The sequence below is a fragment of the Pseudomonas sp. IC_126 genome (assembly GCF_004331835.1).
Classification (GTDB): Bacteria; Pseudomonadota; Gammaproteobacteria; order Pseudomonadales; family Pseudomonadaceae; genus Stutzerimonas.
In genome coordinates this window covers 999,331-1,019,319 of record NZ_SJSS01000002.1, presented here as the reverse complement: position 1 = coordinate 1,019,319, position 19,989 = coordinate 999,331, and the positions used below count along the sequence as shown (strand labels likewise).

The following is a 19,989-nucleotide window of genomic DNA, read 5'->3' as shown; positions in this document are numbered from 1 at the left end:
TTGCTGGCGCCTTGGTTGAATATTCAACTTCGTATGGCCGAATAGATTCGGCCATACGACTATTCTCCAGGCTCTTTATTCCAGTCGAAAGAGCGCTTCCGTCACGACCATACTGAAACTGGTTAGACGATCCGAGAAGTTGCGAATCGGGCCAATACGCCTGCTATGAAACGGCTCGCCTTCATAGCCCTTCGCTTGCAGTTTTCACAACCGATCCAAAGGGCTCAACACCGCCAGGCCGCCACGATTGAGCACATGGGTGTAAATCATCGTTGTCTTTACATCAGCATGACCCAGCAGCTCCTGCACGGTGCGAATGTCCTGCCCGCTTTCTAACAAATGAGTGGCAAAGCTATGCCTCAAGGTGTGAGGGGTTGCCGGTTTGGGGATACCGGAAGCTTTAACAGCACGCTTGAATGCGCGCTGGACTCGCTTCTCGTCAAGATGGTGCCGGCGCACCGCGCCACTGCGAGGATCTACCGAAGGGCTGGATGCCGGAAATACATACTGCCAAGCCCAATCCCAAGGCGCCTTGGGGTATTTACGCGCCAAGGCATCGGGCAGGTAGACGTCTCCCCTACCCTCGGACAGTTCCTGATCATGGATAGTCCGAGTGGGGGCGATGTGCTGCTTGAGCGGCCCGACCAGGCTTGCAGGCAGCACAGTGACGCGGTCCTTCTGGCCTTTGCCGTCACGGATGATGATCTCGCTACGAGAAAAATCGACATCCTTCACGCGGAGCCGAATGCCTTCCATCAGACGCATGCCGCCACCGTACAGGAGCCGCGCAACGAGCCCAACCTGCCCATCCAGCAATCCGAGTATCTGATGAACCTCCTCCATCGAAAGCACCACAGGTAAGCGGGTCGGCATTTTGGCGCGAACGACTTCGCCCAACCACGGCAAGTCTTGTTTGAGGACTTGTTTGTAAAGAAACAGCAATGCAGCGAGCGCCTGGTTCTGCGTCGAAGCCGAGACGTCACGGCGAACGGCAAGGTCGGAAAGAAAGGCTTCTACCCCTGGCGCACCCATATCAACCGGGTGCGGTATCCGTGAAAGCGAATGTAACGCTTAACCCACTCGCAATAGACACGCTCAGTTCTGATCGAGTAGTGTTTGAGCCTGATCTGCTCACGCACCTGATCCAGTAAACGCGGTTTCCCTTCCATGGTGTATAACTCCTTTATACATCAATCATCCTTCGGAAACGCCCAGCCTAGACAAGGACAGCCTCAATGACAAGGAACGTTGTACACCAAATCCATTCGGCGTCTTATACACCACTGGGTGTCTAATTATAGTTATAGGCTATTCGCATGAGTGAAAAAATAAACCATATAAAATGGCTGCTAGTTGATCAAATTTACGATCTCACGACGCCAATCGTTCAAATGCGAAAAAATTTAGCCGACCCGGACTTCGATATAGAAAGCAAAGAAGCCTTAGGTCAATTCCGCCTTTGCAATCACGCCATAATTATTTCACTGTTTAAACTTCATGAAATACTAAAAGTGTACGGCAAAGAAATTAATGAATTCCCAACACATGTAAAGGTTCCGCTTCAGAAATTGCGGGCTGAAATTGAGAAGCGTGAAATTTGTATATTCAGAAATAAATATGCAGCGCATATAATCGATGACAATACTGGAAAGCCAGTTAGCCTAAAAAAAGGCGGTGAACTCCTCGAAAAAATTGCCGGCAAAAACATCGCGGAAATGCTCAACTTCTATGAATGGGTGTATCCAAAAAATGGTTGTACTACCAATAATTGCATTATTCCCGCAGTGCAATCCACTTTAGAACATTGCAAAAACATCCTCGGCTCAGGTTGGGAGCGCCCATAACAAATGGTTCAAATCGCTCGCTCCGCTCGCTGGGACGGGCTAAAGCCCGCCCCTTAACCAAACGTTATGTTCTCCGAGGAAGCTGATGACGATTGTTTGTATTGAAGGTGCAAGCTCTGTGGGTAAGACCACGGTGTGTCGTATCCTCGAAGCCGAATTTGGCTTTACGAGAGTTCCGGAAGTTAATGAGCTGTATGCACGTAGCTCAGAAGAATCTCCGAGCTGGTATTTCGAGCGCCAGGTCGATCGCTGGGAAATGGCGAACGAGGTCTCATCGAGTGGCGGATCGGCTATTTTGGACGGAGATCCATTTCAGCCGGTCTGGTACAACTGGATATTTTCGGATCTTGGACTGCAGTCGATTGATGCGGTTCTCAGCTTCTACTGTGAAAAGTTAAACGCCGGAACCATCCGCTTGCCTGACAAATATTATTTGTTAACAGCGGGGGAGATAGAGTTGAGGCGAAGAAAGGAATCAGATCCAAGCCGTTCAAGAAGTAATTTTGAAATGCATCTTCGGTTGATCGAACCGCAGTTGGCATACTTCGCAGCCATGAATGAGGGTGCCCCAGGCTTAGTCAGCATAATGGAGTCAATCGATTCTAAAAATCTTGCAAAGTTAATTGCCACTGAATCTTCGGTTCTGAAAGGTAAAAGTTGCGCCAATATCTTCGACGTGTTGTGTGGATTTGTGAGTGCGGAACATAACAAGAAAAACCAGGCGGACGCATAAGTGCGCCGCTGTTTTAAGCGTTATACGCAGGTAAGAAATGAAAAAATTACTTAAGAGGCCTGCCTTTTTCATAAAAAGCAGAGTCGACACATTAAGGGAGTTTGGCGCTGTATTTTTTGCACTCACTCTTATTGCGGCTGTGTTTTGGCTATTCGGCAAAGATGCTGAACCTATTGCATTCACGTTGAGCTTAATTTCTTCAATATTTTTCGGCTTACCCTATGCCGCCGAATTGTTATATCCGAGCAGAAAAGCTGTTCGCGACATGTCACACGACGAAATCATGAGATTCATGGTAACAACAAACCCAAAGTCCGATTGGGGTGGCGTCTCCAAGAACTGGTCATCGGAACGATTTCTCAAAGAAGATCCCCGCTTGCGAATGCTAATGCGGTATGACGAAGACGGCGTTCAAAATGATGACTTTATAGATCCATGGGCGAACAAGTGGTTGCATCCAAAGGCCACAGGTTATTGGTGCGACATATACTACGATAAAAATCTCATCGAAAGAGTTGTTCTGGTGAGCGTAGATGATGGAGTTTGCTATCTACCAACACCAGCTTTCGAATCAAACGTAGTGGAAGAGCTAAATTACTTTTGCGCTTCAAACTTTGACAACTTGAACAATCTTGATCGTTACTTTTCTGAAGCAGGATTCATTCGTGAAAGCGTATAACAAGTCGCTCAAATCGTTCACTTTGCTCACTGGGACGGGCTAAAGCCCGCCCCTTAGCTTAGTCGTTAGGTTGCAAAGAAAGTATGGGATTGCCGATAAAGCCCAAAACCCCAAAGAAGATCTCTGCTTCCGTCAAGGCACTAATAAAAAGCCTTGCCCTGACAGAGTCCCCCAAATTCCTTGACTACACGCATCGCTCCGACAGTTACAGAGCCACATACTGCTTCAATAACTGTGAGGAAGAGTCCGTAAAAACAGGGGCATCAATCGTATATGGCTGGCAAATTTGGGAAGACAAGAAAAAAGGATTTATCGAGGCTGAATTTCATTCGGTAATCGTGGCTGACGGAAAAATGCTTGATATCTCACCTAGAGAAACCGGCGACAAGAAAATTCTATTTGTTCCAGACAAAGCCCGAAGGTCAGGCAGGAAAAATGATAGAACATGGATCTCTTGGTCTAATCAAAAAATGATTAATGGAATATTGGCCGAAGAGGCAAGGGAACTGGAAATATATGAAATCGACAGAGACTACAGCGAAGTTCGTACAGTGCTATAGCAACCTAACAATGCGCTCAACTGTCGCTCACTCCGTTCGCTGGACAGTCAAAAGCTACGCTTTTGCCTGCCCGTTAGCTTAATCGTTATACATAAACGCTCAAGGACATACCAACATTGAGAGAAAGTATTTTTAAAAGTGTGTTTCTTCGAGGCGGTACCGAAACATCCGCATGGAAATGGCTGATCATGTTACCGCTAGAGCTATACGTCGGAGAGCACCTTATTGAAATGCTATCCAATACAGCATCATACAATCACGAAACACGCGAACCTAAGATTGGAAGCGAAACAAATGGCTGGCGAAAACCTATTGCGGACTTTATCCCGGCCAGCATGATTAATAATTTATTAAAAAACAAAATAGTTGAACTACTAAAAGACAAATATCTGAAGCATTACAGTTTAATAAAACAGAGCGAATCCTACTCAGGAGATGCTCCGGAGCGCTTCGAGCTCAACCATGGAAAGCTCCACTTACTAACTGAATTAAAATTGGCTTACAACACAACCTGGGTACTACTCAACGTAGCAGTAGACTTGCTGGTGTATCTCATCACAAAAGACCTGACCGCAACACTGCTTGCTGGCGCCTTAGTCGAAGTTCTACGCAGGCTGAAAATATGAGAAGCATAACAAGTCGCTCACTTCGTTCGCTGGGACGGGCTAAAGCCCGCCCCTTAGCTAACCGTTATACGCAAGGAGAGTCATGTACGTATTTGAGATAAATTACCCAGGAACATGGCTTGAACTCGAAAACAATGAGTTAAAGTTCGAAATCGAGGGAATGATACGAAGCCTTGAAAGAGTTATAACTGAAGCTGCCATTTCACTTTCGATGTTCGAGTCATATCAGCGTCAGGAAAACAACCCAAGAGACGAAAGGGAAAGGGATGCCGATCTAAGGCGCCAGATTGATGAAGAGGTTCGAGCAGAGGTTGGAGACAAATACTACCAAGATTTTGAAAAGTACAGAGTTATATCGGAAAAACGACTTAGAGAAAAGAAAGCAGAACTAGATATATTGCCGAGGTCCTATCTGCACAAAATACCATTTATCCATGCCCATACTTTTGTTTACGCTGTAGACTCATTCGGAAAGTATATTGAGGAGCTTAGGGCATATGAAGATATGCCAGAAGCAGTATCGCAGTGTGTAGACGAATTCAATCGACTTTTGCCGTCTGTTCGAAAGATTAGAAACTCAGCGCTGCACATTGAGGATCGTTCCCGTGGCTATGGTCCGCCATGGGAAAAGAAGCAAGGAAAGAAGATGGAGCTTCAAGGTTTTTTGGGGCTAAGTAATTTGGAAGGTAACTTCTTGTGTTACACCGTTGATGATGGCAGCTACCAAAAAGTAGAGGTTAGTGCGGGCGTGCTGAACATATTAGTCCAGCTTGCAAATCATTTACTCGCTAGCTTCCAATGGAAGGGACCGGCACGTGTTGAACCAAGTTATTAAAGCGTATAACAAAGCGTTCAAAATCGTTCGCTGCGCTCGCTGGGACCTCGCTTCGCTCGGCCCTTTAATGCAGCGTTAGGTTATCCGATGCTGAATCGCTATCCAGATCAAGTTCGTACTCGGAAAGGCTTCGCATTAGTTGGCGCCGCTTTTCTCTGTTTTGGCGCAATTATGCTCCTGTTTGACTCGGTCATTGGGGCGACCATTGGGTTTGCTATTTTCAGCGTTATAGCCGCTCCGAGCATTACATTCAGTTATTCAGCATTCGGGAAGTTCGAGCGAAAGCTATCTTGGTTAGCAACGTTCGGTGGCTTGTAATGAAACCTAACAAAGCGGTTCAAGTCACTCGCTCTGCTCGTTGGGACGCTGCTGACGCAGCGCCCCTAAACCGAACGTTAGAAGTATTTAACAACATGGATCTAGCCAACCTATCAATACCTGAGTTGCTAAAGCTTCACGCGGCAGCCATTGATGAGCTTAAAAATCGCGGCGTACTCAGAACAAAAAATAATCCAGTCGGGGATTACGCCGAATGGTTGGTTTCGTCTGCTTTAAATTTAACCCTCGCAAAAAATTCAGCAGCAGGTCACGACGCAAAATCAAGCGACGGCAAGAAAATTCAAATAAAAGGGCGTCGTATAACTGCAAGCAATCGCTCAAGACAGTTAGGCGTCATACGCAACCTAGACAAAAATGACTTTGACGAACTCATAGCTGTAATTTTCAATGAAGCATATGAACCCATCGAAGCATACTTAATACCGCACGCAGTAATCTCTGAGTACGGTTCGTACAGAGCCCATGTCAACGGTCATGTCTTACACATGCGCGGGGCAATACTGCTAGATAATCGCGTCCTGAACATTAGCGCCAAGTTAAATACTTCTAACAGCTGGTTCAAATCGCTCGCTTCGCTCACTGGGACGGGCTAAAAACTACCCGTTAACCAAACCTTAGGACTCTCCCGAAATGCTCAAGCCACCCACGCTGAAGTTTCTGGCTGCGCTTCTTCTAGCGTATGGCTTGCTTTGGCTGCCTGCAGCATGGAGCTCCTCATACCCCAGCTCCCCGCTAGGCCTACTGTTGGCCGTTCCGCTTTTTTCCGTTTACGCATTTCATCAACTTGGCTTTCCGGGGCTCTTGGAGCACAACGGTATGTGCGGCTGGGGCTGGTGTACCCCGACAATATTGGGCTGGGCCATTGGCGCTGCCGTTCTGATCATTGGCGCCTGGGTGATGGCTTGGGCAATCGCCTCACTGACATCCCGCTTGGCGTCAAGCTAAGCTCTGCGCTTAAGCCGAGACTAGTTTTTTGGCATGACCAACATTCGCGTCACAACCGCATTTCGCAGTGGGTCCGCCGCATTTTAGGCCTGTTATATAAGGGCGCTCTGGCACGCCCGAGCAGCAGAGCATCACTGTTGCAGACACTCGTTGAGCATTTCGTGCCGTCGACTGACCGTTGAGTACCATGACCGACCTCAGACCCACCGCCTCGATTGATACGCAGCTATCTCAAGCTCGCGCTGTCATAGAACGCCACCTAGCACCAATGCTACTGGCGGTACACCTGTTCGGCTCGCGCTGGACGGCGGCCTGATGCCGTACAGCGACATTGATCTACTGGTTTTCATGCGCTTCGCCAGAACCACGATCTCTGGCCTGCCTGGAATGTCCAAAACATAACCACTCATCCGAGCGCGACGGGCGCAAAGAGCGTCGGTCATCGTCCCGTAAGAAACCCGGCATAGCGTGCGTTGGCTAACTCCAATAACCGAACGCCGAGGCCTGCATGAGAAACCCGACCCGCCTGACCCGCACTGCGCTGTCGACCGCGCTGACTTTGGCTCTGCTGCCGTTGGCCGCTCAGGCCGCGCCTTCGCGGGCTGCGGAGTATTTCGAGCGGGTTGCGACCTTACCGGTGTATCGCAATCTTGGCGCCGATGAAGACGCGTCAAACCAGACCGTCGCTGAAATAACCGCCGTGAGCCGCGATGGCCGGACGTTGGTTTACACCGACAGCCCTGGCAAGCGGATTGGTCTGGTGGACATTCGTGATCCGAAATCACCGAAGCCGGCGGGCTTCGTGCAGCTCGAAGGCGAGCCGACCTCGGTGGCCGTGCACCAGCACTACGTGCTCGTTGCGGTGAATACCTCGCTCAGTTTTGCCCAGCCCGATGGCGTGTTGGCGGTGTTCGACATTCGCAATCCCGCGCAGCCCAAGCGCGTCGCCACGCTGCCCATGGGCGGACAGCCGGACTCCATCGCTATCAGCCCGAGGGGTCGCTACGCCGCGGTGGCGATCGAGAACGAGCGTGACGAAGACCTCAACGACGGGCTGATCCCGCAATTGCCGGCCGGCTTTTTGCGCATCGTCGACCTCAAGGGCCAGCCGTCGCGCTGGAGCACTCGGGATGTGGACCTGACCGGACTTGCCGATGTGGCCCCAAGTGATCCGGAGCCGGAGTACATCACGATCAATGACCAGGATGTCGCTGCCGTCACGCTGCAGGAGAACAACCACATTGTGCTCGTCAACCTGCGTCGTGGCCGCGTGTTGCGCCACTTCAGCGCCGGCCAGGTCGATCTCCAAGGCGTGGACGTGGAAGAGAACGATCGCATCGAACCCGTCGGCGTGCTCGCTGGCAAACGCCGCGAGCCGGACGCCATCGCCTGGGTCGGGCCGTTGCTGGCGACCGCCAACGAGGGCGATTACACGGACGCGAACGGCGAGGAAGGTGGCAGCCGCAGCTTCACCTTATTCGACTACAACGGCAGTGTCTGGCATGAAGCCGGCGCCTCGATGGAGCACGCCTTCATCCGCGCCGGCCATTACCCGGAAAGCCGCTCGGAGAACAAGGGCATCGAGCCCGAAGGCATAGCCTCGGCAAGTTTCCGCAAGCAGGACTTCCTGTTCGTCGGCAGCGAGCGCGGCAATGCAGTGGCCGTCTATGACGTGGCGCGCCCGTGGGCGCCGGTGTTGCATCAGCTTCTGCCGACAGGCATGGGTCCGGAAGGGTTGCTGCCGATCCCGTCGCGCAACCTGTTGGTGGTCAGTAGCGAGGAAGACTCCGCTGAAGACGGCTATCGCTCCACCCTTTCAATCTATCAATTCGGCGCCAAGACGGCGTCATATCCTGAGATTCGCTCGACCGATAGTGCGCTCATCCCATGGAGCGCGCTTAGCGGTCTGGTCGCGGACCGTATGCAAGACAACCGCCTGTACGCCGTGCCGGATAGCTACTACAAGGCCTCACGCATCTTCAGCATCGATACCAGCAAGACGCCGGCGGTTATCGATGGGCAGATCGAACTGCACAAGGCAGGTGAGACGGTCGACTACGACCTGGAGGGGATCGCCCAGGCCGGTAATGGCGATTTCTGGCTGGCGTCGGAAGGCAACGGCAAGGCCAAGCCGAACCTGCTGATTCGCACCAATGCACAGGGCGAGGTGCTCGAAGAATATGCCCTGCCCGCAGACGTTGCGGCGCAGCAGACCAGCAATGGTTTTGAGGGTGTTGCGGTGGTCGGCGAAGGCGCCAGCACCCGCATTTACGTGGCTTTCCAGCGGGAATGGAAGAACGACCCGGCCGGAAAGGTGCGCATAGGCGTGTTCAATCCGAACAGTGGCGAGTGGGGCTTCTATCACTACCCGCTCGACCCAGCTGTCGAGGGCGGCTGGGTCGGGTTGTCCGAACTCACCTCGATCGGCAACGGCCAGTTCCTGGTCATCGAGCGCGACAACCAGCAGGGACCTGCGGCCGAGGTCAAACGCCTGTACCGCATCGATCTGGCCGGTATGCAGCCCGGCACCCAAGGCCAGCGTTTCCCTCTGGTCAACAAGCAACTGGCGCGTGACCTGCTGCCTGACCTGAAGCGCACCGGCGGCTGGGTGCTGGACAAGGTCGAAGGCGCCGCCGTCGACAGGCAGGGCCGCCTGTTCGTCGTGACCGACAACGATGGCGTGGAAGACGCTAGCGGCGAAACGCGCTTCATGCGTCTTGGCACGATCAAGCGATAGGACCAGCCGGACCGCCGACTCAGCGGCGCACGCAGCGGTGTTGGTTCGGCGGCTTCATCGCTACGCGGCATTGGCCTGCACCGCGACGGCCAGCGCGATCACCGTCAGGCCGCCATCTTCTCGCACTCCTCGGCGCACTTGCGGCAAGCATCAGCGCATGCCCGGCAGTGGTCCGCCTGGTGCTTGGCGCATTCTTCGGCACAGGCGCGGCAGGCTTGTGCGCAGATCCGGCACATTTCCTTGGCCAAGGCGCTATCACGAGTCATCAAGACGGCGGCAAGCGCGCAGAGATCGGCGCAGTCGCGGTCCAGCGTGATGCAGCCGGCCATCATCTTCACGTCTTCCTCGCGCAGGCAGGACGCCGCGCAGTTTTCGCAGACAAGTGCGCAGTTGGAGCATGCCTGGATACATGCCTGATACTTGGAATTGAGCATCGCTGTTCTCCTCGGTAAGTCGCTGTTGGGTAGGTCGCCATCCCGACGACACTGGTATTTCGTTTGGGGAACGCGGGCGTCTTAAGTTCAGCCTGATCCACCGAGCGGTATCTGTGTGTTCAGCACAGCACGGCCTCGGACGCCGGTACAATGCCCGCCTACTCCACTACGCAAACACGCCGATGACGTTCACCCTCGCAGCGCCTTGTGAGTTCCAGGAAACCATTCGCAAGAGCCGCTTTCTCGCCATGGCCGCCCCGGTATCCAGCCCTGAAGAAGCCCAGGCGTTCATTCAGGCGGTCAGCGATGCCACCGCGACACACAATTGCTGGGCGTGGAAGATCGGCAGTCAGTATCGGTTCAGCGATGACGGCGAGCCCGGCGGAACGGCAGGCCGGCCCATGCTGACTGCGATCGAAGGTCAGGACTGCGATCGGGTCGTGGTGGTCGTGATCCGCTGGTTCGGTGGCATTCAGCTCGGCACCGGCGGCCTGGCCCGCGCCTATGGCGGCTCTGCCGCGAAGTGTCTGCAGGCGGGCGTGCTTGTCGAGTTGGTCAGACGCGAGCGCTACGGCTGTCATTGCCGCTTTGCCGAGCTGGCCTTGTTCAAGGCGCGCCTGGGCGAATACGACACTTTGATCGAAAACGAGACGTTCGACGCAGAGGGTGCAGAACTGGTGCTGGCGTTACCGCCCGAGCAGTGGTCACGGCTGCAGCAAACGCTCGCGGACCTCAGCCGTGGTCGCAGCGAACTGCGCCTTCTGAACGCCTGACTGCCCGTCCCTGTGGGAACTGCAAGCAACACGGGAAGTCGCTATTACAACGGCACTGTGTTGGGTCAACCGTTCAGCTGCGCGCTTTGTCCCACCAATGTCGTGGTCGTGGAAGTGCCGAAGCACGCATTCCCGTTGCGATAGAGGAGTCAACCAATGAAAAGCAATTACAAGTGGGTCATCCCAGGCGCCGTGTTGCTCGCCTCCTTAGGCCTCGCCGGTTGCGATGTGGAAAAAACCGAAGAAGGCTCGCTGCCGGACGTAGAGGTCGAAGGCGGCAACATGCCCGAATACGATGTGGATGCGCCGGATGTAGATGTCAATACCGAGGAGAAGACCATCACGGTGCCTGACGTCGACGTCAATATGCCCGCAGACGACGAGCCGGATATGGGTGAGCCCGTCGAGCCCAACGTACCGGCTCCAACAACCGAGCCGACTCCACAAAACTAAACGGCTGTGTGGCGGATGTTCTGACGAACCCGTTGTCCGTTTGAGCCATGCCCTCCTGTCAGGGCGTGGCGTTTTTTATTGATAAGTTTTCCACTGCTGCTGTGCATGGCTTTGTGGATAACATTGGGAAGAAGCGCGCAAGGCCAGTAGCAATGGGCGCTCGAGACGGTCGTTCATTTTTTAGCCAAACTGCGCCCACTTCAATTCAGAGCTCTGAAAGGCCTTGATTTAAAAGCATTTTTGGCGTTCCAAGCGGCCCGACAGGCTATAGCGGCAAAATGCTATCTCCCAAGCGATTTTTATACGCAATTTACGTGGAAAACTCTGTGGATAATCTTTGGATCGTCTATCGCCGGGCACGGCTGCGCTCGTTTGCAGCGTGTTGGTCAATTCTTGCGCAGGACAGGCGATCCGCTTAGTTTCGTCCCCGTGCGCCCTGACCTTGGGGTCAGCTCTTCGCGCGTTGTGGTTAGAATGGCGCTTTCCTACCGGACGGGGTTTCCTTATGTACGACTGGCTCAACGCCTTGCCTAAAGCCGAGCTGCACCTGCATCTCGAAGGTTCTCTCGAGCCCGAACTGCTGTTTCGCCTGGCCGAACGCAACAAGATCGCCCTGCCCTGGGGTGACGTAGACGCCCTGCGCAGCGCGTACGCGTTCGGTAATCTTCAGGAGTTTCTCGACCTCTACTACGCGGGCGCCGACGTGCTGCGTACCGAGCAGGACTTCTATGATCTGACCTGGGCCTATCTGCAGAAATGCGAAGAGCAGAACGTGGTCCACACCGAGCCCTTCTTCGATCCGCAGACGCATACCGACCGCGGCATCCCATTCGAGGTGGCCATGCGCGGCATCAGCGAGGCGCTGGCCGATGGCCGTGAATTGCTGGGCATCAGCAGCGGTCTGATCCTCAGTTTCTTACGTCATCTGCCTGAAGAGGCGGCTTTCAAGACGCTGGAGGAGGCGATGCCCTTCCGCGACGCTTTCTTCGCAGTCGGCCTGGACAGTTCCGAAATGGGTCATCCGCCGAGCAAGTTCGAGCGCGTGTTCGCCAAGGCGCGCGCAGAAGGCTTTCTCGCCGTCGCCCATGCCGGTGAGGAAGGCCCGCCGCAATACATCTGGGAAGCGCTGGATCTGCTGAAAGTCAGCCGCATCGACCACGGCGTTCGCGCCGCCGAAGACCCGAAGCTGATCGAACGCCTGATCGAGCAGCAGATTCCGCTCACGGTCTGCCCGCTGTCGAATACCAAACTCTGTGTGTTCGACGACATGAGCCAACACAACATCCTGCAATTACTGGAGCAGGGCGTGAAGGTCACGGTGAATTCCGACGACCCGGCCTATTTCGGCGGTTACGTGACGGAGAATTTCATGGCGCTGCATGAAAGCCTGGGCATGACGGAAGAACAGGCGCGCCGGCTGGCACAAAACAGCCTCGACGCACGGCTGGCGAACTGAGCGAAACCGGGCCGTTGTATCCGGTGGGCTGAAGCGGAACGCCGCCCGGCCCACCCTACAAGACCAATACCGGCCCAGTAGCCGTAAGTCAGTAGGGTGGGCTTCAGCCCACCAACAGCGGATGCTCGAGTGTGTCTGGCGGGCTAAAGCGGAACGCCCCGGCCCACCCTACTCGACTGATCAGGATTGCGGATCACGTTGCGCATTGAGCTGACCGGTGTACCAGGCCAGACACGCAGCCATCAGCGCGCAGACCGTAATCACCAACGCCATGGGTACGGCCGTGCCGTTGTGCAGCGCGCCGACCGCCGCCGATGCGCCAGCCGCGACCCCGAATTGCAGGCTCCCCATCAGCGCGGAGGCCAGCCCCGCCTGCTGGCCCTGGCCCGCCATCGCGCAGGCGGTCGCATTCGGCAGGATGCTGCCAAGGCTTCCCAATCCGATGAACAGCGGGACCAGCAACGGCCAGAGCGACGCCGGCTGGCTCCAGGCAATCACCAGCAGCGTGGCGCCGCATGCGAAGTAGAACCAGACGAAACGCCGCAACCAGAACCCCGGACCGCGAAGCCGCAACAATCGCGCATTGACCTGCGATATCACAATGAACCCCGCTGCGTTACAGCCGAACAGCCAACCGTAGTGCTCGGCAGGGATGCCGTATAGCTCGATGAATATGAACGGAGAACCGGCGATGTAGGCAAACATGCCTGCCATCGACACGCCGCCACAGAGCGCGAAGGCGATGAACTCGCGATCACGGAAGAGCCCGAGATAACGCCCCAGCGTGCCGCCGAGCGGGTGTTTCGGTGCATCGGCCGGGAGCGTTTCAGGCAACCGCAGGGCAACTGCGAGACCGCACAGTGCACTGAAAATCGTCAGCGCGACGAAGATCGATTGCCAGCCAAACGCATTCATCAGCAGCCCGCCGGCCAGCGGCGCAAGGATCGGCGCCACGCCCATCACCAGCATCAGCTGGGAGAACACCTTGGCGCCCTGAACAGGATCGCAGCTGTCGCGCACCACCGCGCGTGTCACCACGATTCCGGCACAACCGCCGAGCGCCTGGACCACGCGCGCGGCGATCAGCCAGTCCAGCGTCGGTGCGAACGAGCACGCCAACGAGGCCAGGGTAAACAGCGTCACGCCGATCAGCAGCGGCCAGCGTCGCCCGTAACGATCAGCCAGCGGCCCGTAGATCAACTGGCCGACCGCGAGGCCGATGAAATAAGCCGCCAGGGACAATTGCACATGTTCGACATCGGTAGAGAATGCTCGCGCTATGGCCGGAAACGCGGGCAGGTAGAAGTCGATGGCCAGCGGGCCAAAGGCGCTGAGGGCACCCAGAATCAGGAGAAGCGGGAGGGGCATCAAGGAAACTCGCAGAATGGGAATGCCGGTTCGCCAGCGCAGAACGGGTCGTGGCTGATTTCGAACGTTTACAGGAACGGTAAGATGCTGTTACATACAGGGACGTTTGTAAACAGCCAACGTTGCAGAGAATTGAGCAATCAACTCAGCACCATCCGCCTTCAGGACCCTAACGCAGCCTCAACGCTGCCGTAGTGCAGACATGCGAAGAACCAAAGAAGACGCCGAAAAAACCCGTATCGCCCTGCTCGCCTCGGCCGAGCGGTTGTTTCTGGACAAGGGTGTGGCGCACACCAGCCTCGATCAGATCGCTCGCGACGCTGGCGTTACTCGCGGCGCGGTGTACTGGCATTTCCAGAACAAGGCTCATCTGTTTCACGAAATGCTGAATCAGGTGCGGCTGCCGCCGGAACAAATGACCGAACGGCTCTGCAGCTGCACGCAACAGCAGCCTTTGCAGGTACTACGCGAACTCTGCATCGAGGGTCTCGGTGCGCTGGGTCGTGACGAGCAGAAACGCCGCGTGATGACCATCCTGTTGCATCGCTGCGAGTTCACCGAGGAGCTGCGCGAAGCCGAAGAGCGCCATCAGGCGTTCATCAATATGTTCATCGATCTTTGCGAAAAGCTGTTCGAGCACGCCGCCGACGCACTGTATCCGGGCATCACGCCGCGGCTTGCCGCACGCACGCTCCATGCATTGATCGTCGGCCTGTTCAGCGACTGGACGCGCGATCCTGATTTGTTCGACCCCGAGTCCGACGGCCCGGCCCTGATCGATCCAATATTCCGAGGACTGGTGCGCGATTGGGACCGTGCCCAGGCGAAAAACTGAGGCGCGCCGTCCTGGAATGGCGCGCCCGCTGCCGTGACGATTACCCGACCTGATAACCCTCCTGCTCGACGGCCTCGCGGATCGCCGATTCGCTCAGGTCACCCTCGACTTCCACCACACCGCTCTGGCGATCGATCCGGACCCGGGCCTGTGCGTCGAGCGCCTGAATCGCGTTGGTCACGGCGCGCTCGCAATGGGCGCAGGTCATCCCCTGTACGTTGAACGTCTGCATAGATAAGTCTCCTCTGTTCGTGGGCATGCTGTTCGGTGAGCATGATCAACCTTGCCATATAGGGAAGGTCAAACCTTCGCTGCGACGTCACTGGTCTTGACCTTTCCATAAGGTAAAGGTTGAAGATGCTGGCAACAGATCACTCGGGGAGCGAACCATGACCAGCTCAACCTTCACCCTACCCATCAGCGGCATGACATGCGCCAGCTGTGCCGGGCGAGTCGAACGTGCATTGCTGAAAGTACCCGGTGTGCAAAGCGCAGCCGTGAACCTGGCCGCCGAACAGGTCCGTATCGACGCCACCGAAGGCAACGCCGCCGAGCTGATCCGGGCCGTGGAAAAAGCCGGCTATGGCGTGCCGGTGAGCACGCTGGAACTCGCCGTGGAGGGCATGACCTGCGCCAGTTGCGTCGGTCGCGTCGAACGCGCCCTGCTCAAACTACCCGGCGTAAGCAGCGCCTCGGTAAACCTGGCCAGCGAGCGTGCCCGCGTCGAGGTGCTCGGCACGGCCGATCCAGCGGTACTGATACAGGCCGTCGAGGCCGCGGGGTATCAGGCTCGGGCCGCCAATACCGCACAGGCGAACACCGAAGATGGCAAGAGTCGCCTGTTGCGTGAACGCCTCGCCGTGATCGCCGCGCTGCTGCTGGCCGCGCCCTTAGTAGTCCCGATGTTGGGCGAGCCGTTCGGCCTGCACTGGATGCTGCCGCCGTGGATGCAGTTCCTGCTCGCCACGCCCGTGCAATTCATTCTCGGCGCTCGTTTCTATGTCGCCGGCTGGAAGGCCGTGCGCGCCGGCGCGGGCAACATGGACCTGCTCGTGGCGATCGGCACCAGCGCCGGTTATGGCCTGAGCCTCTATCAATGGTGGGCAGCGCCGGCGGGGCAGATGCCGCATCTCTACTTCGAAGCCTCGGCTGTGGTCATCGCCCTGGTGCTGCTGGGTAAATACCTGGAAAGCCGCGCCAAGCGCCAGACCAGCGCGGCCATCCGGGCATTGGAGGCGCTTCGGCCGGATCGTGCGGTACGGGTCATCGATGGCCGCGAAGAAGACGTCGCCATCACCGCGCTGCGACTGGATGACCTGGTGCTGGTCAAGCCCGGTGAGCGCTTCCCGGTCGATGGCGAGGTGGTGGAAGGCGAAAGTCAGGCCGACGAAGCCTTGATCAGCGGTGAGAGTCTGCCCGTCGGCAAAGCCCCCGGCGATCGCATCACCGGCGGTGCGATCAATGGCGAAGGCCGGTTGCTGGTACGCACCACGGCGCTCGGCGGCGAGACTGTCCTGGCACGCATCATCCGCCTGGTCGAAGATGCCCAGGCCGCCAAGGCACCGATCCAGAAGCTGGTGGACAAAGTCAGCCAGGTGTTCGTCCCGACCGTTCTGATCATTGCGCTATGCACCGTCGCCGGTTGGCTGCTGGCCGGCGCAGCGGTAGAGGTTGCGCTGATCAATGCCGTCGCCGTGCTGGTGATCGCCTGCCCCTGCGCCCTCGGACTGGCAACGCCGGCGGCGATCATGGCCGGCACGGGCGTGGCGGCGCGCCACGGCATTCTGATCAAGGACGCCGAGGCGCTGGAAGTCGCCCACGCGGTTACGGCGGTGGCCTTCGACAAGACCGGAACCCTGACGTCAGGCGAGCCGCGGATTGTCCATCTGCACTCTATCGACGGCGATGAATCCGAGCTGCTGCGACAGGCCGGTGCACTGCAACGCGGCAGCGAGCATCCTCTGGCGCGGGCGGTATTGGACCGTTGCGCGGAGCAGGCATTGACGGTCGCGGACGTGAGCCGCAGCCAGTCGCTGACCGGTCGCGGCATCGCCGGCGAGCTTGACGGCCGTTCGCTGGCGCTGGGCAACCGCCGCATGCTCGATGACAGCGGCCTGCAACCGGGCGATCTGGGCGCCAAGGCCGAGGCCTGGGAAGCCGAAGGACGCACCCTGTCGTGGCTGATCGAAACAGCACCGCAACCGCGCGTGCTCGGCCTGTTCGCCTTTGGTGACAGCCTCAAGGAAGGCGCCGCCGATGCCATCGCTCACCTCAATGCGCGACATATTCGCAGCCACCTGATCACTGGCGATAACCGGGGCAGCGCTCGGGTGGTGGCCGAGGCATTGCAGATCGATAGCGTGCATGCCGAGGTGCTGCCGGCAGACAAGGCCGCCACGGTGGCCGACTTGAAGAAAAACGGCGCGGTGGTAGCGATGGTCGGTGACGGCATCAACGATGCGCCAGCGCTGGCGGCAGCCGACGTCGGCATCGCCATGGGCGGCGGCACCGACGTGGCGATGCATGCAGCCGGCATCACCCTGATGCGCGGCGATCCACGACTGGTGCCGGCGGCGCTGGAAATCAGCCGGCGCACCTACCGCAAGATCCAGCAAAACCTGTTCTGGGCCTTCATCTACAACTTGGTGGGCATCCCGCTGGCCGCGCTGGGCTTTCTCAGCCCGGTGGTAGCCGGTGCGGCGATGGCGTTGTCGAGCGTCAGCGTGGTCAGCAATGCCTTGCTGCTCAAACGCTGGAAGCCTGAGGAATGAGCACGTATGCCCTGAGGCTGCGACTCGGGAATCGAATAGACCTTCAAACGAGGGAAGCCACATGAACATCGGCCAAGCCGCGAAGAAAACCGGTCTGTCAGCGAAGATGATCCGCTATTACGAATCCATTGAGCTGATCTCGCCGAGCGGGCGCAGCGCCAATGGCTATCGTCATTTCGGCGAGGAAGACCTGCACCGCCTCGCCTTCATCAAGCGCTCGCGCGATCTGGGCTTCTCGCTGGAAGAAGTGGGTCGGTTGCTGACACTCTGGCAGGACCGCCAGCGAGCCAGTGCAGATGTGAAGGCGCTGGCCGGCGCGCACATTGACGAGCTGAACCAGAAGATCGCCGAACTGGTGAGCCTGCGCGATACGTTGCAACAGCTGATCGACCACTGCCATGGTGATCACCGCCCCGACTGCCCCATCCTTCAGGACCTGGCGTCCGGGTGCGGTTCGAACCCGCAACGGTGATACAGCCGCGAGGTGCGTCGCCACGTCACTGGTAAGTCCACTTGTCTGAATCATTGCAATATGTAAACCCGATGAATAAACTTCCGCCCATGCAAGGCGGTCAGCGGCTTTATTGCCACTGGCGTTTCACCGGGCTTAATTCCAGCCCTGATCACGCCGCCTTGTCTCCAGAGGCCTCTGGCCTTCCCCGCGTCACCTGAACCAATAAAAAGAAGAATAGGCTGCCTTGCCTGCAGCCTGTTCGGTAGATTCGTTCGCCACTTCCCGGCGTCCCTGACCTGATTCGGCGTCGCACTGCGCGCCCTGCCTCGCCACATCACGTGTGGCGGTCAGCTTCAGTGTCACGGCGCTCGGTATGGTCATACCAATTATCCGAGCAGACCCATGCGGCCATGTCATTGGTCAACAGGTGCGCATTCGATAATTGACTAGGGCAACGAAACCACCGATGAAAAAACTTACAGTGGCGCTCTTGTGCTTGGGCCTGGCCGCCTGCTCCAAGCCCAACGAGCCCGAGAAAACCGTTGATGTACTGCTAATTGGCGGCGGCATCATGAGCGCGACCCTAGGCACCTACCTGCACGAGCTCGAGCCCGAATGGACCATCGACGTCTACGAGCGCCTGCCCAGCGTCGCCGATGAAAGCTCCAATGCCTGGAACAATGCCGGTACCGGCCATTCCGCATTCTGCGAGCTGAACTACACCCCGCAGAAAGCCGATGGCAGCATCGACATCAGCAAGGCTGTGACCATTGCCGAGTCGTTCGAGATTTCCAAGCAGTTCTGGGCGCATCAGGTCGAGCGCGGCGTGCTTCAGGAGCCGCGCCGGTTCATCAATTCCGTCCCGCACATGAGCTTCGTCTGGGGCGAGGACAACATGGAATTCCTGCGCAAACGTCATGCGGCGCTGCAACAAAGCCCGCTGTTCAGCGACATGGAGTACTCCGAGCAGCCCGAGCAGATTGGCGAATGGGTTCCGCTGCTGATGAACGGCCGCGACGAAACCCAGCCGATCGCCGCCACGCGCATGTCACTCGGCACCGATGTGAACTTCGGCGAGATCACCCGCCAGCTGTTCGATGCACTGGGCAAGAACGAGCAGGTCAAGCTGCAACTGCAGCATGAAGTGCGCGACATCGTGCGCAACGACGACGGCACCTGGACCGTGGTCTCGGCCAACCTCGCCGACGGTGAAGCTCAGACCAGCGTCAAGGCCCGCTTCGTCTTCATTGGCGCCGGTGGCGGCGCGCTGAAGCTGCTGCAGATGGCTGACATTCCCGAAGCCAAAGGCTATGCCGGCTTCCCGGTGGGCGGCCAGTTCCTGATGACGCGTAACCCCGAAGTCGTTGCCCAGCACCAGGCCAAGGTCTACGGCCTGGCATCGGTCGGCTCCCCACCGATGTCCGTTCCGCATCTGGATACCCGTGTGATCGACGGCGAGAAAGTGCTGCTGTTCGGACCCTTCGCGACCTTCTCCAGCAAGTTCCTGAAGAACGGCTCGCTGATGGATCTGCCTCGCTCGGTCAGCACCGACAACGCACTGCCGATGATCCAGGCCGGCCTGGATAACCTCGACCTGAGCCAATATCTGGTCGGGCAGCTGATGCTCAGCCAGGAAGACCGCATCGAGGAGCTGAAGAATTACTTCCCCGAAGCGGATGCCAGTGACTGGGAACTGATCACTGCAGGGCAGCGCGTGCAGATCATCAAGGACGATGCCGAGAAAGGCGGCGTGCTGCAGTTCGGCACCGAAGTCGTCAGTTCCGCAGACGGCTCCATCGCCGCCCTGCTGGGTGCCTCGCCGGGCGCCTCCACGGCCGCGCCGATCATGCTCAACCTGCTGAAGAAGACCTTCGCTGAACAGGTCGAGTCGCCGGAATGGCAAGCGAAGCTGAAAACCATCTTCCCGTCCTACGGCCTGGCACTGAACGACGACGCGGACCTCACCGCGCGTGTGCGCGCCTTCACCAGTCAGCAACTGCAGCTCGACGTGCCGGCCGCTCAGGCCGCGGTGAAGCCGAGTGCAACTCCGGTGAACTGAGGCACTCGCTCGAACGAGAAACCCGCTTCGGCGGGTTTCTTTTTTGTGACCCGATGCCCGCGCTTAGGCGTCGCAAACAGCTCGCCCC

At 57.2% G+C, this 19,989-nt stretch carries 19 protein-coding genes and 1 pseudogene; 15 read left to right on the top strand and 5 right to left on the bottom strand.

Translation table 11 applies throughout. The features are described 5' to 3' along the window. Positions 1–204: 204 nt before the first annotated feature. A pseudogene (locus E0D86_RS10010) lies at positions 205–1,169 on the bottom strand (integron integrase). Between the two features lie 147 nt (positions 1,170–1,316). On the opposite strand from E0D86_RS10010, the gene E0D86_RS10005 reads away from it, so the two are divergent. The 8 genes from E0D86_RS10005 to E0D86_RS09965 all read left to right on the top strand — a co-directional run bounded on the left by E0D86_RS10005 (position 1,317) and on the right by E0D86_RS09965 (position 9,298). Further along, complete coding sequence (locus E0D86_RS10005; protein ID WP_131649843.1) at positions 1,317–1,844, top strand: hypothetical protein; 528 nt, start codon at positions 1,317–1,319, stop codon at positions 1,842–1,844. Between the two features lie 85 nt (positions 1,845–1,929). Next, positions 1,930–2,577 carry an AAA family ATPase gene (locus tag E0D86_RS10000; RefSeq protein WP_131649842.1) on the top strand — a complete coding sequence of 216 codons (648 nt, stop codon included), beginning with the start codon at positions 1,930–1,932 and terminating at the stop codon, positions 2,575–2,577. Positions 2,578–2,614: 37 nt separating this feature from the next. Continuing rightward, entirely contained in the window at positions 2,615–3,256 is a 642-nt protein-coding gene (locus E0D86_RS09995; RefSeq protein ID WP_131649841.1) for a hypothetical protein, read from the top strand. 83 nt (positions 3,257–3,339) lie between these two features. Next, positions 3,340–3,816: a hypothetical protein gene (locus E0D86_RS09990; RefSeq protein ID WP_131649840.1), complete on the top strand. Its 477-nt coding sequence runs from the start codon at positions 3,340–3,342 to the stop codon at positions 3,814–3,816. Positions 3,817–3,932: 116 nt separating this feature from the next. After that, positions 3,933–4,442: a hypothetical protein gene (locus E0D86_RS09985; protein WP_131649839.1), complete on the top strand. Its 510-nt coding sequence runs from the start codon at positions 3,933–3,935 to the stop codon at positions 4,440–4,442. 82 nt (positions 4,443–4,524) lie between these two features. Next, on the top strand, positions 4,525–5,277 hold the full coding sequence (locus E0D86_RS09980; RefSeq protein ID WP_177493037.1) for a hypothetical protein: 753 nt from the start codon (positions 4,525–4,527) through the stop codon (positions 5,275–5,277). A 317-nt stretch (positions 5,278–5,594) separates the two neighbouring features. Next, positions 5,595–6,209: a hypothetical protein gene (locus tag E0D86_RS09975; RefSeq protein ID WP_218568015.1), complete on the top strand. Its 615-nt coding sequence runs from the start codon at positions 5,595–5,597 to the stop codon at positions 6,207–6,209. Positions 6,210–7,069: 860 nt separating this feature from the next. Beyond that, positions 7,070–9,298, top strand: coding sequence for an esterase-like activity of phytase family protein (locus E0D86_RS09965; protein ID WP_131649838.1), 2,229 nt, complete (start codon positions 7,070–7,072; stop codon positions 9,296–9,298). 104 nt (positions 9,299–9,402) lie between these two features. Here the strand turns inward: E0D86_RS09965 and E0D86_RS09960 are convergent, their stop codons facing one another. Next, complete coding sequence (locus E0D86_RS09960; RefSeq protein ID WP_131649837.1) at positions 9,403–9,732, bottom strand: four-helix bundle copper-binding protein; 330 nt, start codon at positions 9,730–9,732, stop codon at positions 9,403–9,405. 182 nt (positions 9,733–9,914) lie between these two features. Between E0D86_RS09960 and E0D86_RS09955 the strand changes: the two genes are divergently transcribed. From E0D86_RS09955 to E0D86_RS09945, 3 genes are all read left to right on the top strand, one after another. Further along, positions 9,915–10,505: a YigZ family protein gene (locus E0D86_RS09955; protein ID WP_131649836.1), complete on the top strand. Its 591-nt coding sequence runs from the start codon at positions 9,915–9,917 to the stop codon at positions 10,503–10,505. 156 nt (positions 10,506–10,661) lie between these two features. Beyond that, positions 10,662–10,958, top strand: a complete 297-nt coding sequence (locus E0D86_RS09950) for a hypothetical protein (RefSeq protein ID WP_131649835.1) — start codon at positions 10,662–10,664, stop codon at positions 10,956–10,958. 505 nt (positions 10,959–11,463) lie between these two features. Then, the gene (locus E0D86_RS09945) at positions 11,464–12,414 is read left to right on the top strand and encodes an adenosine deaminase (protein ID WP_131649834.1); all 951 of its coding nucleotides are present in this window, start codon (positions 11,464–11,466) and stop codon (positions 12,412–12,414) included. Between the two features lie 180 nt (positions 12,415–12,594). Here E0D86_RS09945 and E0D86_RS09940 read toward each other — a convergent pair whose 3' ends face one another. After that, positions 12,595–13,782 (bottom strand): Bcr/CflA family multidrug efflux MFS transporter, encoded by a 1,188-nt coding sequence (locus E0D86_RS09940; protein WP_131649833.1) that lies wholly within the window; start codon positions 13,780–13,782, stop codon positions 12,595–12,597. Between the two features lie 202 nt (positions 13,783–13,984). On the opposite strand from E0D86_RS09940, the gene E0D86_RS09935 reads away from it, so the two are divergent. Beyond that, complete coding sequence (locus tag E0D86_RS09935) at positions 13,985–14,617, top strand: TetR family transcriptional regulator (RefSeq protein ID WP_131649832.1); 633 nt, start codon at positions 13,985–13,987, stop codon at positions 14,615–14,617. A 40-nt stretch (positions 14,618–14,657) separates the two neighbouring features. On the opposite strand, the gene E0D86_RS09930 is transcribed toward E0D86_RS09935, so the two are convergent. Next, on the bottom strand, positions 14,658–14,849 hold the full coding sequence (locus E0D86_RS09930; protein ID WP_131649831.1) for a heavy-metal-associated domain-containing protein: 192 nt from the start codon (positions 14,847–14,849) through the stop codon (positions 14,658–14,660). Positions 14,850–15,006: 157 nt separating this feature from the next. Here E0D86_RS09930 and E0D86_RS09925 point away from each other — a divergent pair, with 157 nt between their 5' ends. After that, complete coding sequence (locus E0D86_RS09925; protein WP_131649830.1) at positions 15,007–17,388, top strand: heavy metal translocating P-type ATPase; 2,382 nt, start codon at positions 15,007–15,009, stop codon at positions 17,386–17,388. Positions 17,389–17,449: 61 nt separating this feature from the next. Further along, a complete protein-coding gene (cueR, locus tag E0D86_RS09920) occupies positions 17,450–17,860 on the top strand; it encodes a Cu(I)-responsive transcriptional regulator (RefSeq protein WP_131649829.1) in 411 nt (136 codons plus the stop codon). Between the two features lie 192 nt (positions 17,861–18,052). On the opposite strand, the gene E0D86_RS21390 is transcribed toward cueR, so the two are convergent. After that, positions 18,053–18,223 (bottom strand): hypothetical protein, encoded by a 171-nt coding sequence (locus E0D86_RS21390; protein WP_165914217.1) that lies wholly within the window; start codon positions 18,221–18,223, stop codon positions 18,053–18,055. A gap of 85 nt (positions 18,224–18,308) precedes the next feature. Here E0D86_RS21390 and E0D86_RS09915 point away from each other — a divergent pair, with 85 nt between their 5' ends. Beyond that, the gene (locus E0D86_RS09915) at positions 18,309–19,901 is read left to right on the top strand and encodes a malate:quinone oxidoreductase (RefSeq protein ID WP_131649828.1); all 1,593 of its coding nucleotides are present in this window, start codon (positions 18,309–18,311) and stop codon (positions 19,899–19,901) included. Positions 19,902–19,989: the final 88 nt, after the last annotated feature.